The 15,024-nt window shown below is 50.1% G+C and carries 17 protein-coding genes; 15 read left to right on the forward strand and 2 right to left on the reverse strand.

What is annotated here, in order from left to right; all coding sequences use genetic code 11:
• Positions 1 to 184 precede the first annotated feature (184 nt).
• The 10 genes from srtB (at position 185) to DW743_RS14180 (ending at position 7,974) form a co-directional block, all read left to right on the forward strand.
• Entirely contained in the window at positions 185 to 1,036 is an 852-nt protein-coding gene (srtB, locus tag DW743_RS14135) for a class B sortase (protein WP_117761938.1), read from the forward strand.
• Positions 1,037 to 1,062: 26 nt separating this feature from the next.
• A complete protein-coding gene (locus tag DW743_RS14140; RefSeq protein WP_117761939.1) occupies positions 1,063 to 1,797 on the forward strand; it encodes an NAD-dependent protein deacylase in 735 nt (244 codons plus the stop codon).
• Between the two features lie 32 nt (positions 1,798 to 1,829).
• A complete protein-coding gene (locus DW743_RS14145; RefSeq protein ID WP_022461609.1) occupies positions 1,830 to 2,021 on the forward strand; it encodes a DUF951 domain-containing protein in 192 nt (63 codons plus the stop codon).
• Between the two features lie 147 nt (positions 2,022 to 2,168).
• Positions 2,169 to 2,456 (forward strand): 30S ribosomal protein S6, encoded by a 288-nt coding sequence (gene rpsF / locus DW743_RS14150; protein WP_022461610.1) that lies wholly within the window; start codon positions 2,169 to 2,171, stop codon positions 2,454 to 2,456.
• 11 nt (positions 2,457 to 2,467) lie between these two features.
• On the forward strand, positions 2,468 to 2,929 hold the full coding sequence (locus tag DW743_RS14155; protein ID WP_055220137.1) for a single-stranded DNA-binding protein: 462 nt from the start codon (positions 2,468 to 2,470) through the stop codon (positions 2,927 to 2,929).
• Between the two features lie 20 nt (positions 2,930 to 2,949).
• Positions 2,950 to 3,198 (forward strand): 30S ribosomal protein S18, encoded by a 249-nt coding sequence (gene rpsR, locus DW743_RS14160; protein ID WP_022461611.1) that lies wholly within the window; start codon positions 2,950 to 2,952, stop codon positions 3,196 to 3,198.
• Positions 3,199 to 3,387: 189 nt separating this feature from the next.
• The gene (locus DW743_RS14165; RefSeq protein WP_055228105.1) at positions 3,388 to 5,433 is read left to right on the forward strand and encodes a DHH family phosphoesterase; all 2,046 of its coding nucleotides are present in this window, start codon (positions 3,388 to 3,390) and stop codon (positions 5,431 to 5,433) included.
• A 1-nt stretch (position 5,434) separates the two neighbouring features.
• Entirely contained in the window at positions 5,435 to 5,881 is a 447-nt protein-coding gene (gene rplI, locus DW743_RS14170; RefSeq protein ID WP_022461613.1) for a 50S ribosomal protein L9, read from the forward strand.
• Between the two features lie 4 nt (positions 5,882 to 5,885).
• Positions 5,886 to 7,220: a replicative DNA helicase gene (gene dnaB / locus DW743_RS14175; RefSeq protein WP_022461614.1), complete on the forward strand. Its 1,335-nt coding sequence runs from the start codon at positions 5,886 to 5,888 to the stop codon at positions 7,218 to 7,220.
• A 157-nt stretch (positions 7,221 to 7,377) separates the two neighbouring features.
• The gene (locus DW743_RS14180; protein ID WP_055220134.1) at positions 7,378 to 7,974 is read left to right on the forward strand and encodes a MerR family transcriptional regulator; all 597 of its coding nucleotides are present in this window, start codon (positions 7,378 to 7,380) and stop codon (positions 7,972 to 7,974) included.
• Between the two features lie 64 nt (positions 7,975 to 8,038).
• On the opposite strand, the gene DW743_RS14185 is transcribed toward DW743_RS14180, so the two are convergent.
• Positions 8,039 to 8,242, reverse strand: a complete 204-nt coding sequence (locus DW743_RS14185) for a DUF1858 domain-containing protein (RefSeq protein WP_022461615.1) — start codon at positions 8,240 to 8,242, stop codon at positions 8,039 to 8,041.
• Positions 8,243 to 8,448: 206 nt separating this feature from the next.
• Between DW743_RS14185 and DW743_RS14190 the strand changes: the two genes are divergently transcribed.
• Positions 8,449 to 8,619, forward strand: coding sequence for a DUF362 domain-containing protein (locus tag DW743_RS14190; protein WP_022461616.1), 171 nt, complete (start codon positions 8,449 to 8,451; stop codon positions 8,617 to 8,619).
• A 68-nt stretch (positions 8,620 to 8,687) separates the two neighbouring features.
• On the opposite strand, the gene DW743_RS14195 is transcribed toward DW743_RS14190, so the two are convergent.
• Positions 8,688 to 9,437, reverse strand: coding sequence for an adaptor protein MecA (locus DW743_RS14195; RefSeq protein ID WP_055220132.1), 750 nt, complete (start codon positions 9,435 to 9,437; stop codon positions 8,688 to 8,690).
• A 695-nt stretch (positions 9,438 to 10,132) separates the two neighbouring features.
• Here DW743_RS14195 and DW743_RS14200 point away from each other — a divergent pair.
• From DW743_RS14200 to DW743_RS14215, 4 genes are all read left to right on the forward strand, one after another.
• Positions 10,133 to 11,833 (forward strand): glycosyl hydrolase family 18 protein, encoded by a 1,701-nt coding sequence (locus DW743_RS14200; RefSeq protein ID WP_158565888.1) that lies wholly within the window; start codon positions 10,133 to 10,135, stop codon positions 11,831 to 11,833.
• A 60-nt stretch (positions 11,834 to 11,893) separates the two neighbouring features.
• A complete protein-coding gene (locus DW743_RS14205) occupies positions 11,894 to 12,910 on the forward strand; it encodes a hypothetical protein (RefSeq protein WP_117509772.1) in 1,017 nt (338 codons plus the stop codon).
• An 82-nt stretch (positions 12,911 to 12,992) separates the two neighbouring features.
• The gene (locus DW743_RS14210; RefSeq protein WP_330410121.1) at positions 12,993 to 13,784 is read left to right on the forward strand and encodes an N-acetylmuramoyl-L-alanine amidase; all 792 of its coding nucleotides are present in this window, start codon (positions 12,993 to 12,995) and stop codon (positions 13,782 to 13,784) included.
• Entirely contained in the window at positions 13,681 to 14,955 is a 1,275-nt protein-coding gene (locus DW743_RS14215; protein ID WP_117761941.1) for a transglutaminase domain-containing protein, read from the forward strand. Before DW743_RS14210 ends, DW743_RS14215 begins: the two co-directional genes overlap by 104 nt.
• Positions 14,956 to 15,024: the final 69 nt, after the last annotated feature.

The following is a 15,024-nucleotide window of genomic DNA, read 5'->3' on the forward strand; positions in this document are numbered from 1 at the left end:
GGTGTGTTACTGTATTCACAAGTGACTTGTCAGTCGACTTTTAGTCTATCATAAGATGGGGGCGGGTGCAATCCTTTTCCGGGGGCATAAGTTGACAAAAGAAAGGGGCACGCTTATAATTGAGACAAATTCAGAGCGCTTCCAGAAAACAGCGCAGACAGTAAAAAAGTGATAAAGGAGACGCATGGGAAAACAGAAAAAGAAACAGAAAAAACGCGGCAATCCGCTTTGGACTCTGGTATTTTTAGCGGCACTTGCTGTTTTCTGCTTTTCCGGGTATAAGCTGATCGGCATTTACCTGGATTACAAGACCGGTACGGATGAATACCGGGATCTGCAGCAGTATACGACGGAAATTACAAAAACACCGGAGACACCGGCACCAAAGAAAACAGAGGAGCCGCAGGCGGAATCCAAACCGGCGGAGCCTTCCGAACCGGAGCCGGAACCACTGTCGTATCCGACAGAACCGCCGCTTGCCGTCGATTTTGAATCCCTAAAAGCGATTAACCCGGATGTGAAGGGATGGCTTTATATCGAAGCTCTTGACATCAGTTACCCGGTCGTACAGGGGCCGGACAACGATGCGTATCTTCATACGACGTATGAGGGAACGAGCAACTTTGCGGGTTCCATTTTCCTCGATTACCAGAATCAGGGTGATTTCAGTGATGGAAACACAATCGTTTACGGTCATAATATGAAGAATCTCTCCATGTTCGGAAAATTGAAACAGATGAAGGAGCAGGAAAAATATAGGGACAGCGTCTATTTCTGGATGCTGACGTCGGAATCAAACGATGTGTACCAGATTTTTTCTGCCTTTTATACGGAGGCAGACAGTGATGTCTACACGCTGTATTCCGGCGGGGGTGAAGCGTTTGTACAGTATCTGAATACCATGGCGGCGCGGTCAGAGATTCCGGTGGAGCAGCCGGAGATGGATGAACACAGCCATATTATTGTGCTGTCCACCTGTGCGGCGAGCGATACGACTGGACGGTTCGTCGTTCTGGGCGTGCGGCGGAACCGGTAATGATTGGTCAGGAGGAGGAATGACAGATGGAAGAGGAAAGAAAAATCGAAGAACTGCAGAGATTGATTGATACGCATGAAAATATCGTATTCTTCGGCGGCGCGGGCGTGTCCACGGAGAGCGGGATTCCGGATTTCCGGAGCGTGGATGGCCTTTATCATCAGAAGTATGACGTTCCGCCGGAGACAATTTTAAGCCACAGCTATTTCCTGCGGTACCCGGAAAAGTTTTATGCTTTTTACCGCGACAAAATGCTTCCGGTCGGCGCAGAACCGAACGCGGCGCATAAGAAACTTGCAGAGCTCGAAGCGGCGGGAAAATTAAAAGCGATTGTGACGCAGAACATTGACGGACTGCATCAGGCGGCGGGAAGTAAAGTAGTGTATGAACTGCATGGAAGCACACACCGCAATTACTGTATGAAATGCGGGGCATTCTGCGATACAGAGCTGGTGAGAAGGAGCAGCGGCGTTCCAAGATGTGAAAAATGCGGAGGCATGATCAAACCGGATGTCGTACTCTACGAGGAGAGTCTGAATGAGAAAGTGCTCGACGGTGCGATCCGCTCGATTGCGGCGGCAGATCTTCTGATTGTCGGCGGAACGTCACTTGCGGTTTATCCGGCGGCAGGCCTTCTCCAGTATTTTGAGGGCGATGCGCTGGTTCTCATCAACAAGGGCGCAACGCCGATGGATAAAAACGCGGATCTTCTGATCCAGCAGCCGATCGGGCAGGTGCTCGGCAGCATCAAAGTAAGATAGATTTTAATTAGAAAATATAAGGCGGAAGAAACATGGCAGAACATTACGAAGTAGGCGATATTGTAAAACTGAAAAAGCCGCATCCGTGCGGCAGCAGCGAGTGGGAAATCCTGCGTGTCGGCGCAGATTTCCGTCTCAAATGCACCGGCTGCGGCCACCAGATCATGGTAGCACGCAAGCTGGTCGAGAAAAACACCCGCGGATTACGAAAAAAAGATGCGTAATATCGTGAAAAAAACAAGAAAACACGCGAAAAAGGGCTTGCTATAAGCCCTTTTTTATGTTAAAATAACAAATTGTGACGTATAAAAATAATTCCTTGCTCCCCATAATGAAAATGGGGTGCCAAAAAGTCCAAAAGGAGGTAAAGCATGAACAAGTACGAATTAGCACTGGTTGTGAATGCAAAACTTGAAGAAGAGGAACGCGCAGCTGTAGTTGAGAAAGCCAAAGGTTATGTAACCCGTTACGGCGGAACAGTTGGCGAAGTAGAAGAGTGGGGCAAAAAACGCCTTGCATACGAAATTCAGCATATGCGTGAAGCATATTACTACTTTATTCAGTTTGAAGCAGACGCAACAGCTCCGGCAGAGATCGAGAGCCATATGCGTATTATGGATAACGTACTGAGATACTTAGTCGTTAAAAAGGAAGCTTAAGAGGTAAGCGAATGAATAAAGTTATATTGATGGGAAGATTGACCAGAGATCCCGATGTCAGATACTCTGCTGGAGAGAACTCCACAGCGGTAGCCCGTTATACACTGGCTGTTGACCGCAGATTCCGCAGAGACGGCGATTCCGCAACCGCAGACTTTATCGGATGCGTTGCTTTCGGCCGCCAGGCAGAATTTGCAGAGAAATACCTGCGTCAGGGAACGAAGATCGCCATCACCGGCCGCATTCAGACCGGAAGCTACACCAACCGTGAAGGCCAGAAGGTCTACACGACAGACGTAGTTGTAGAAGAGCAGGAGTTTGCAGAGAGCAAAAATGCAGGCGGAAACAACGGAGGATACTCCGCACCGCAGCATAACAATCCGGCTCCGTCCGCGAATACATCTGACCTGGGCAGCGCCGATGGTTTTATGAATATTCCCGATGGCATTGACGAAGAATTGCCATTTAATTGATAGAAAAGGAGAGATTGATCATGGCTTATAATAATAGTGAAAGACCAGCTTCCAGAAGACCGGCCCGCAGAAGAAGAAAAGTTTGTGTTTTCTGTGGTGGAGAAGAGATCAGCTACAAGGATGCAGCTAAACTGAAAAAATATGTATCCGAGCGTGGTAAAATCCTGCCGAGACGTGTAACTGGAACCTGCGCAAAACATCAGAGAGCAGTAACAGTAGCCGTTAAGAGAGCAAGACATATGGCTATTATGCCGTACGTAGATGATTGATTCTGACTTGCGCTAAGCACTGTCCGAACGTTCATTTTGAATCGGTAAATAAATGGAGGTATCTGCCCGAAAAGGGCGGGTACCTTTTTTGTATCCAGAAGTATCTTGTTGCCAAAGTACAGGTCAAAGTGGTATAATCGGAAGGACAGGAGTGAAATACAACACGCAACGTTGGAAAGGTGTTAGGAAATGAAAAGCAAAATGAAGTTGAGCGGCCAATTGCGGAGCTATCTTCGATGGCCGCTGATTTTGTCCATCCTGATGCTTGTGATGAATATCGGCATGTATTTTGTGGATGTGATGGCAGGAATGTGGTTCACGCTGTTTTTTGCAGTCTATGTGATCGCAGCCGCAGTTCTCTATTACAGACAGCGTCCGCAGGTGATCAACGAGCTGATTACCTTTGCGACCGAATACGGCCAGGTTCAGAAGCATCTGATCCAGGAACTGGCGCTGCCCTATGCCGTTATGGATTCGCAGGGAAAACTTCTCTGGGTCAACAAAGAGTTTACAAAAATCACAGGGAAGGATACACAGTATCATAAATGTATCGCCACCATTTTTCCGGAGCTGACGGTCGAGCGGCTGCCGAAAAATGAGGAGGAGACCGACATCAACGTGGCTTACGGCGAAAAGAATTTCCGTGCCCATGTAAAAAGCGTCTGCATCGACGAGCTGATCCAGAATTCGGAGATGATCAACACAGATATCAAAGGCTATTTTATTCAGGCACTGTATCTGTTCGATGAGACGGAGCTCCGCGAGTATATGCGGAAATTCGAGGACGAAACGATGGTCACCGGTCTTCTGTATCTGGACAACTACGACGAGGCGCTGGAGAGCGTCGAGGAGGTCCGCCGTTCCCTTCTGACCGCACTGGTCGAGCGAAAGATCAACAAATATTTCAACGATCTCGACGGACTGGTGAAGCGGTATGAGAACGACAAATACATCGTGGTCATGCGCCGGAGTTCGTTAAATGAACTGAAAGAGAAAAAGTTCGATATCCTCGAGGACGTCAAGACCATCAACATCGGAAACGAGATGGCGGTCACAATCAGTATGGGTATCGGAGCAGATGCTGGATCGTTTGCGAAAAACTCCGAGTATGCGAAAATCGCGATCGACCTGGCTCTTGGCCGGGGCGGCGATCAGGTCGTTTTAAAGGACGGTTCGAAGATTCAGTATTTCGGCGGAAAAACGCAGGCTGTGGAAAAGAATACGAGAGTCAAAGCCCGCGTCAAGGCGCACGCGCTGAAAGAGTTTATGAACACGAAAGAGAAGGTCGTTGTCATGGGACACCGCCTGCCGGATGCCGATTCGTTCGGTGCGGCCATCGGTATCTACCGTGCGGCGAAAACGCTGAATAAAAAAGCGTACATCGTCATCGACAACCCGACCAGCTCGATCATTCCGCTGATGAATACGTTCAGCGACAACCAGGATTATGAGGCGGACATGTTTGTCAACAACCATGAGGCGAAAGAGATCATGGACGACAACACGCTGCTCGTTGTGGTCGATACGAACAAGCCGAGCATCACACAGTGTGAGGATCTGCTGTACATGGCGAAAATGATCGTCGTGCTGGATCATCACCGGCAGGGAAGCGATACGATCCGCAACTCGGTGCTTTCCTATATTGAGCCGTATGCATCATCCGCGAGCGAGATGGTTGCCGAGATTCTCCAGTATTTTACCGAGGGAATCCGCATCCGGAACGTGGAGGCGGACAGCATCTATGCCGGCATCATGATCGATACCGACAACTTTATGCAGAAAACAGGTGTCCGCACGTTCGAGGCGGCAGCGTTCCTGCGCCGCTGCGGTGCGGATGTGACGCGTGTGCGCAAGCTGTTCCGTGAGGATATGAACGATTACAAGGCAAGAGGAGAGACGATCCGCAATGCGGAGCTGTTCCGCGGCCAGTTCGCGATTTCCGAATGCCCGAGCGACTATGTGGACAGCCCGACGGTGGTCGGAGCACAAGCGGCGAACGAGCTGCTGAACATTGTCGGTGTCAAGGCGTCCTTTGTACTGACCGAGTATAAAGGCGTGATCTATATCAGCGCCCGCGCGATTGATGAGGTCAATGTACAGATCATCATGGAGCGGATGGGCGGCGGCGGTCATCTGAATATGGCAGGATGCCAGCTTGAGACCGTCGATCTGGAGGGGGCGCGCAGCCTCCTAAAATCAACCTTAACAGAAATGCAGGATGGAGGAGAAATCTGATATGAAAGTTATCTTACTGGAAGACGTAAAAGCACTTGGTAAAAAAGGACAGACTGTAAACGTAAGTGACGGATATGCAAGAAACATGCTTCTGCCGAAAAAACTCGGCATCGAGGCAACCGCAAAAAACCTGAATGAGCTGAAACTCCAGAAAGCACACGAGGACAAAGTGGCAGCAGAGCAGCTCGCTGAGGCACAGGCTTTCGCGAAAGAGATTGAGGACAAACAGGTTACCGTAGCAATCAAAGTCGGCGAGGGCGGAAAAGTATTCGGAAGCGTATCGGCAAAAGAGATCGCTGAGGCAGCAAAAGAGCAGCTCGGATACGACATCGACAAAAAGAAAATGCAGCTTCCGAACCCGATCAAGGTTCTTGGAACGACAGAAGTGCCGATCCGCCTGCATACCAAAGTAACTGCAAAGCTGAAAGTTATCGTAAAAGAAGCATAATTCTATGGAAGAAGCACTGATTAAACGAATCCTTCCGCACAGCATCGAGGCGGAGCAGTCGGTCATCGGTTCCATGCTGATGGGGCGCGAAGCCATCATGGCGGCATCGGAAATCCTGACGAGCGACGATTTTTACCAGCACCAGTACGGCGTCATTTTTGATGCCATGGTGGAGCTGTTCAATGAGGGAAAACCGGTCGATCTGGTCACCCTGCAGAACCGCCTGCGTGAAAAGGATGTTCCGCCGGAGATCAGTTCGATGGAGTTTGTCCGCGATCTTTTAAATGCGGTGCCGACTTCGGCGAATGTGCGCCATTATGCGAACATCGTCAGCGAGAAAGCGGTGCTGCGCCGTCTCATTAAGCTGACAGAAGAGATTGAGAATGACTGCTATCTGAACAAAGAGCCGGTGGAAGTCATCATGGAGGAGACGGAAAAGAAGATGTTCCAGTTATTGGGCCAGCGGAATTCCGGAGACTTCATGCCGATCCGCCAGGTTGTCATCAATACGCTGGAGAACATCGAGCGTGCATCGAAGACGAAGGGAAATGTCACGGGTATTCCGACCGGATTCACGGATCTGGACTACAAGACATCGGGTCTGCAGAACTCTGACTTTATCCTGATTGCGGCACGTCCGTCTATGGGTAAAACGGCGTTTGTCCTCAATATTGCGCAGTATATGGCGTTTAAGAAAGACAAAGCCGTTGCGATTTTCAGTCTCGAGATGTCGCGGGAGCAGCTGATGAACCGTCTGCTCTCGATGGAGTCGAAAGTAGATTCCCAGCATCTGAGAACCGGAAACCTGAAAGACGACGAATGGAGCAAGCTGATCGAGAGCGCCGGCATGATCGGTGAATCCCGACTGATGATCGACGATACACCTGGTATCTCGATCGGAGAGATGCGGTCGAAATGCCGCAAATACAAGCTGGAGCACGGTCTTGATATCATCATCATTGACTACCTGCAGCTGATGTCGGGAAGCGGAAAGAGCTCCTCGGAATCGCGTCAGCAGGAGATTTCGGATATCAGCCGTTCCTTAAAAGCACTCGCGAGAGAGCTGAATGTGCCGGTTGTTGCACTGTCCCAGCTTTCCCGGGCTGTTGAGCAGCGTACCGACCACCGTCCGATGCTTTCCGACCTGCGTGAGTCGGGAGCGATCGAGCAGGATGCCGACGTTGTTATGTTTATCTATCGAGATGATTACTATAATAAGGATTCCGAGAATAAGGGAATCGCGGAAATCATCATCGCCAAACAGCGAAACGGCCCGATCGGAACCGTCAATCTGGTCTGGCTGCCGGATTATACGAAATTTGCGAATGCAGAGAGATAAAAGAAAATATTTTATGTGTCAGAACGTGTCGTGGGATAGTCCTGCGGCACGTTTTTTGTGTATAATTGTATGAATTTGTCGGAATATTACGATGAGATTTTCTTGCGGCAGGGGATAACAGATCCTATAATAAAGGGAAGAAGGGAGTGGCTGCCGTATGGAAAATAGAACGTATCTGGTCACGGAGGCGGAGAAGCTGACCGGGGAGAAAGCGCATGTGCTCCGGTACTGGGAGGACGAGCTCGGCATGGAAATCCACCGCAATTCGCTGGGACACCGCTGCTATACTGCGCAGGACATTCAGATTTTTCTGGGAATCCGGGAACTGAAGAAAAAGGGGCTTCACCTGAAAGCGATCCGCGAGCTGATGCCGAAGCTGGTGCAGGCAACGGCGGAGATCAAAGCGTTTCCGGCGGAAGCGGCAGAGACGGCAAAGGAGAAGCCGGATCCGGCAATACCGGGAAAAGCGGACGAAGTGCCGGAGGTGGTTGTCGATCTTCTGCCCGAGCGGGAAGCAGAACAGCTGGCGGACACTGTGATGCGGCAGGAAGAGGAGGAGCGTCAGACGGAGTTTTACCGCGTGCTCGGCCGTCTGCTCGATCAGATGATACAGAAGCGGCGCCAGGAAGAGCGGAGCCGCCGTGTGGATGAGGCGATCCGCCGCCACCAGCAGAGCCGGAGAGAAGCAGCGGCGACGCTGGAGCAGAAAGGAAAACGGACGAAAGCAAAACGGGGCCATCGGAACAATGGGTAAATCGGACAGAAAAAAAAGAACGCCTGCGAGAGGCGTTCTTTTTGGATCCACGCGGAAATCCGACTTATTTTGCAGCCAGATAATCGTTGATCTGGTCTTCCAGAACCTGAGCGTCCAGGCCGTGAACCATAGCTGCTTCTTCCAGGGACTCACCCTGTGCAGAAGGGCAGCCGATGCAGTGCATACCGGCTCCCATCAGGATTCCGATGATATTTGTATCCATTGCGATTAACTCGCCGATTGTCATGTCTTTCGAGATCTTTGCCATCTTAAAGTTCCTCCTTTAAATGTGTATATACCCGTCGTTCCGATTTTGACGGCTATTTTGATTATAGCGTACCCCCGGGGGGAATGCAAGAACAAATTCATAAGATTATAGAATGTTTATAATTTTGTACTTGTATTTCAGGGGGCAATCGTTTACAATGTGGATAGTACCGAAAGGGCCAAAAAATCTATAAGGAGGATAAGATCATGGCATATGTAATCACAGACGAATGTGTAAGCTGCGGAACCTGCGCTGGAGAATGTCCAGTAGAGGCTATCGCTGAGGGAGATTCCCATTACGAAATCAACCCGGATGTATGCGTTGAGTGCGGAACATGCGCAAGCGTATGTCCAACCGAGGCTATCACAGAAGAGTAATTTGTACGGAACGTACAAAAAAGGAAGTCCTTCGCGGACTTCCTTTTTTTATACATACGTTTCAAAACTTACAGAGAAGCCAGCTCCTGCAGAGCATTCTCTTTTACCATTGCATTTCCATGTTCCAGCAGAAATGCTTCAGCGGCCAGGGAGAAGGATTCCTGTCTGCCGTACTCAGAAAGAATGTTGCAGACCTTGTTGAATTCCTCCGGTTTGCAGCCGGACTGGTGCAGAACGAGCTGATAGTTGGCATCTGCCCTGTTCTTATAGAGGGAATTGCTGCCGGTAAAATACTGGTTCAGCGCTTTTGCGGAGCTGATGACATCGTCGAGGGTTGAGAAGTGGAAGGTGCGTACCAGATCCACATTCTTTTCCTCGGATGCTGCAGGCTCTTTTTCGTTTTCCTTCTGTGCCGCTTTCTTTGCGATTTCCTGTGCCTTGTTCTTCACATCGCAGAGCTTGTGGAACAGGTCGATGATGTCGTCCGCGCCGGAATACTGTACCGGTTCCGGTCCGTCCGTATCGTCGCCGGATGGAGCAAATTTGGCGAAGCGGGTGTCGAGCTCCTGTGGATCCTCGACTCTGGTGATAATGAGGACAATGCTGTCCGGAGCCACCGGAACGGCCTCGACCATGAGCGGGGCATTATCCACATTGAAGCCGAACTGCTGGTTGGCTTCAAGCATCATATCCTGAAACAGGCTGCGGGCCTTTTCCGTGCCGTAAGCCAGTTCGCTGAGCTTTAAATTTCTTTCGGCAAGATCGGCGCTGGTCAGTGTGCAGCGGATCTTGTTATCATTGATTTTTTCTATTTTCATAACTCTCACGTCCTTAATTACTCTTTACTTATATAAATAGGGCTGCTTACAATATAGTATAACACATCACGGAAAGAAGTAAAGAACTTAAGATTTTTTTTACATTTCGCATAATTTTTTCAGAAATGAAGGGACAAACTTTATTTGTAATTCCCCCGGCTTGAAGTATAATAGGAGTTGGGGAAACCTTTGCTTCTGCCCGGAGGGTGCATACTCCGGCCAGAAGCAGGCACAGAAAAAACGGATCGGATAAGAAGGCGTCCCCGTGAAACATGATCATTGAAACTAAAAACAAAAGTATTTCATACGGATCGATGGGGCTTTCTTTTTTGTACGTCACAACTGCAAATAAGCCATGAAACAAACAATCGACAAAACTTTTTAAACAGATTTTCTGAAAAATACCCAATAGCAAAAAGCAACGATACTTTCGTTACTGTTCAATCAGCAGTGAAACACCTGCTGTTTCGCTGCGTAAGAACATGATTCAGGTGTGAGCAGCCCTCCTTTTGCAAAGCAAAACTTTAAATGAGGGCTGCGAATGTTACAGTTCGCTGGGAACCAGTGAACTGTAACGATACTTTCTGACTCGCATGCGGTTCCCTTGCGCATAACGGTTGCTATTGGGTATTTTTTTTGTTATAATGGGCGCAAGTGGGGAGATCTTCAGAGAGAAGAAAAGGGGAAAAGAACACATGAAGGAGCAACAGAAGAAAAAAGCAGCGCCGGTACTGGTCGTACTGATTTTGATCGTGCTAGTCGGTGCAGCAGGCGTTGTTTCATTTTTGATAAACCGATATAAACCCGGAACCGAATACATGGCCGGGAACGAATATTTTAACCTGACAGACGAAAACAGCGTTGCGCTGATCCAGAACGGAGAACTTCTGGAAGAGCAGGCCGTCCTTATCGGAGGAGAGCCGTATGCGGCGTACACATATGTAGAATCCCAGCTGAACAGCTGCTTCTACTGGGATGAAGAAACAAAAGGAATCCTGCTTACAACGAGCGGCGGCGTGCAGACACTGCTTCCGGGCGATGCGGCCATTGCCAAAACACCGGGCGGACAGCCTGCCGTACAGCAGGAGAGCGACGGAACGGTTTACATTTCGCTGGATGTCGTAAAAGAATACACAGATCTCGACTATGCATATTACAGCGATCCCAATCGTGTTGTAATCCGGAATGAATGGGACGGCGTGGAGCAGGCGACGGTACAGTCAGACACCGCGCAGGTGCGCCAGAAAGGCGGCATCAAGAGTCTGATTCTTGCGGATGTACAGAAGGGTGACACCCTGCTGTATCTGGAAAATCTGGACAACTGGTGCAAAGTCATGACGGCGGACGGCTATACCGGATACATCCAGACAGAGGATATCTCCGAGCCGGAGGCCATCGAAGCGCGGACGGCAAAGAAAGATTCCTATGAAAGAATTACACGGGATCACAAAATCAATCTGGTCTGGCATCAGAGCACATCGACCGAGTCGAACGACGCGATGGCAGAGATGACAGCAGAAATGACCGGCGTGAACGTGATTTCACCGACCTGGTTTTCCGTGACAGACGAAACCGGTACGATTTCCAGCCTTGCGAGCGCCGATTACGTGAAACTGGCGCATGAAGCGGGACGGGAAGTCTGGGGATTGATTGATAACTTTAATGAAGCATTTGACGAAACAACCGATCTTGCCTACGCATCCGTGCGCAGCAGAATCATTGAGCAGCTGCTCGCCGAGGCAGCATCGTGCGGCATGGACGGCATCAACGTGGATTTCGAGAATCTGAAAGAGGCCGGAATCCCGCATTACCTGCAGTTTCTGCGGGAACTGACGAGCGCGGCGCATGCACAGAATCTTGTGGTGTCGGTCGATACGCCGGTACCGCAGGCTTACACGATGTATTATCAGCGCGGCGAGCAGGCAAGATTTGTGGACTATATGATTGTCATGGCCTATGACGAGCATTTCGCGGGAAGCGAGGAGGCAGGCTCTGTTTCATCCCTCCCGTTCGTACAGCAGGCCGTGGAGGAGATGACGCGGGTGATGCCTGCCGATCAGGTGATCTGCGGAATCCCGTTTTATACCCGTGTCTGGACGGAAAAGTTCGGACAGAGCGCCATTACCAGCGAGGTGCTGGGCATGGATGGCGCCAAAAACTATGCAAAAGAGAATCAGATGACAGAAACCTGGGATGCATCCCTTGGCCAGAATGTGGCAACGGTAGAAACTTCCGATGCCAGATACACGATCTGGATGGAGGATGAGCAGTCCATGGAGGAAAAACTGAAAGTGATCCAAAGCGCCGATCTCGCCGGAGTGGCAGAGTGGAAGCTCGGATTCGAGCGCGCAGACATCTGGAGTCTGATTTCAGAATATATTGAAACAAACAGTTGACGAGGAGTCCGGGAAGGATAAGGGGAATGATAAAAGCCCGGGCACGAAGGAGGAGTATACATGTCAGAAAACAATCACGAAGAATTATTTAAAACAACGCTGATGGGCGGTTTCGATAAGGACGATGTCATGACGAAAGTGCAGAACCTGAAAGATCAGGCGTATGCCGCTCAGAAGAAACTGGAAGCGAAGATCGAGGAAAACGAGCAGGAAATCGAGAAGCTGAACCGCAAGATCCGCGAGCGTGAGGATAAAATCGAGGAGCTCGAAAAAAACATTCATGAGAAATACCAGAGCTATATCGACAATTATGACAGCATCAGCGGCCTTGTGTTTGAGGCACAGGTGAAAGCGAAAAAACTGACACAGGAAACAGAGGAGAGCTGCAGAAAGCTAAAAGAAGAGACCGAGGAAGCCTGCCGCCGGAAAACCGAAGAAACGGACGAGTCCTGCCGCGAGAAAACGGAGGAAACGGATGAGGCGTGCTGCAAAAAGAGAGAGGAGACAAACGAGTCCTGCCGGAAACAGCAGGAAGAGACAAAGGAATCCTGTGCAAAGCAGCGCCGCGAGACGAAGGAACAGTGCGAATACATGGTAGAGAGCGCACGTCAGAAGGGCGAGGAACTGGCTGCTGTTTATGAAGAAAAACTGCAGGCCGAAGCAGAAGAAATCCAGAGCCATATGGACGCGGAACTGCAGAAAGCCAACACCAGATACCAGAAGATTTACGCCGAGATGGAAACCATGACAAGTGTACTCGAGAAGAACCGCAGAATTTTTGAGGAGGCTTTTGCCGGCATCGAAAAAATGCGTGAGGAGATGAAACGTTCTGCGTCGGAAGTGGAAACCTTCATGAAAGATCCGGTAAAAAGTATCTTTCCCGGAGAGGCAAAAGAAACAGCCGCAGAGCCAGGCAGTGAAGATACCGCAGAAGAAGCAGAGGAAGAAGACGAAATCGTCGAAAATTCCGCAGTCATCGATTTCGAAAATGAGCCGGATTATCTCGATGATGACAACGACGAAGAAGAGGATGAAATCCCGAATCGCGCGCATGATGAAGAAGATGAGGAAGAGTAACCGGAAGCAATAAGAGTTGTAACCTGCCCCGCTGCTGCATAAAATGACCAAGAAAGGAAATTTGCAGCAGGGGGCTTTTCATTTGGAAAAAGGGAAAAAACTGGAATGGCTGATGGCGGTGATTCTGCTTTCGGCGGCGTATGTTCTGTCCCGCGAGGGCGCACGGCTGGTGGCAGCACAGAAGGCAGCCACAAAAGTAGTGGTGCTGGACAGCGGCCACGGCGGCGACGATCCCGGCAAAATCGGGGCAAACGGTGTCAAAGAAAAGGACATCAACCTTGCGATTGCCCGTCTGCTGAAAAAGAAGCTGGAAAAGCAGGGAATCCTTGTGGTGATGACGCGGGAAGGGGAGGATGATCTCTCCGATCCGGGAGCCGTGAATGCGAAAGTGCAGGATCTGCAGCGGCGCGTGCAGCTGATTCATAAAAAAAAGCCGGACTGTGTGATCAGCATTCACCAGAACAGCTACCCGGATGCGGCGGTCAAAGGGGCGCAGGTGTTTTATTATACGGATTCAAAAGAAGGCGAAAAACTGGCGCTCTGCATGCAGGCTGCACTGGTCGCGGGGCTCGATCCGGCGAATCACAGGAAAGCCAAGGGAAACAAAACGTATTACATGCTGAAGAAGACAGACGCAGTGCTGGTGATCTGCGAGTGCGGATTCCTCTCAAATCCGGAGGAGGAAGCGCTCCTGAACACAAAGGAGTACCAGAAAAAGGTGGCGGATGCACTGTGTGACGGCGTTTTAACGTATCTGGGAGAAAAGAAGAATGGCAAAGAGAAGACACAGACGAAGACGGAAGAGACCGCTGCGGGCGCTGCTTCCGCTTATGCTTGTCCTGCTGGCGGCTTATCTGGTATTCGGAGAATTTGATGAGAGCGATCCCGCGCAGAACGGAAGCGGAGCGGACAGCAGCACTGCTTCACAGACGGCAGACGAAAACAATGGTCTGTCAGAGAATGGCGCAACACAGTTTCAGGCGGAAAATACAGATGAGGAGGAGCTGGCGAAGCGGTATTATTACAGCCAGCTCGATGAAAACAGACAGATGATTTACCGCGAACTGGTGCAGGGAATCGCGGAACACCAGGAAACCATCATCACAAAAGGCGGCGATCCCGATGTGACGGCGGAGGTTTACGGATGGGTCTATATGGATTACCCGGAGTACTGCTGGATCAACGGAGCATCACATGTCACGGGATACGGCGAGCCGAAGAACTACTGCGAGGTAGTTCCGGAATACACGATTCCTGCGGAGGAGATCACAGGACGCCAGACCCAGATCAAAGGTTCGGGAAACGATTTCTTAAGTGATATCGACCGTTCGATGGATGACTATGGGAAGATCAAGGCTGTCTTTGAAAAATGTATCCGGCAGATTGATTATGTGAAAGATGCGCCGGAGAATCAGACACTCTACAGCGGACTTGTGAACGGACAGACGGTCTGCGCAGGCTATGCCAGAACGTTCCAGTATCTGATGAACCGCCTGGACATCCCGGTCATTTATGTGACGGGAACGACAGACACCGGCGAGGCGCACGGCTGGAATATCGTAAAGTGCGGAGACAATTATTACAACGTCGATGTAACCTGGGGCGATCCGGTATTCGCAGAGGGCGAGAGCGGCGAGTACAATCTGCCGGACGACCTGATCTACTACGATTTTCTCTGCGTTTCCGATGCGGAATTTTCGGACACGCATCAGGCGGATGCGAATCTGCCGCTCCCGGCGTGCAATGCAGATGACCTCGAGTATTACCGCCAGATCGGCCGGTACATGGATACATTTGATGCGACGCAGATTCTGTGGGAAATGGAGACGGATATTGAAGAGACAAAAGAGTATTCCGAATTTAAATTTGCCACCGATGATCTGATGGCACAGGTCATGGAAGCCCGACCGGAGCTTCTCGATAAGGCTTCCGGCTATCTTTGCAGCTATTACGGGCTCGGGTCCGTAAAATATACATACAGCGAGGATACGGCGACAAGAAAGCTGATGGTATTCTGGCAATATAAAGGAGAACCGAGTGAATGACGGTTCTCCTTTAAAAATATCCGGAAACAAAATGTCGATCAGCTCGCGCTCGAGAAACTCGATGGTAAT

Origin of the sequence: Blautia sp. AM28-27 (assembly GCF_003480905.1) — a bacterium.
Lineage (GTDB): Bacteria > Bacillota > Clostridia > Lachnospirales > Lachnospiraceae > Fusicatenibacter > Fusicatenibacter saccharivorans.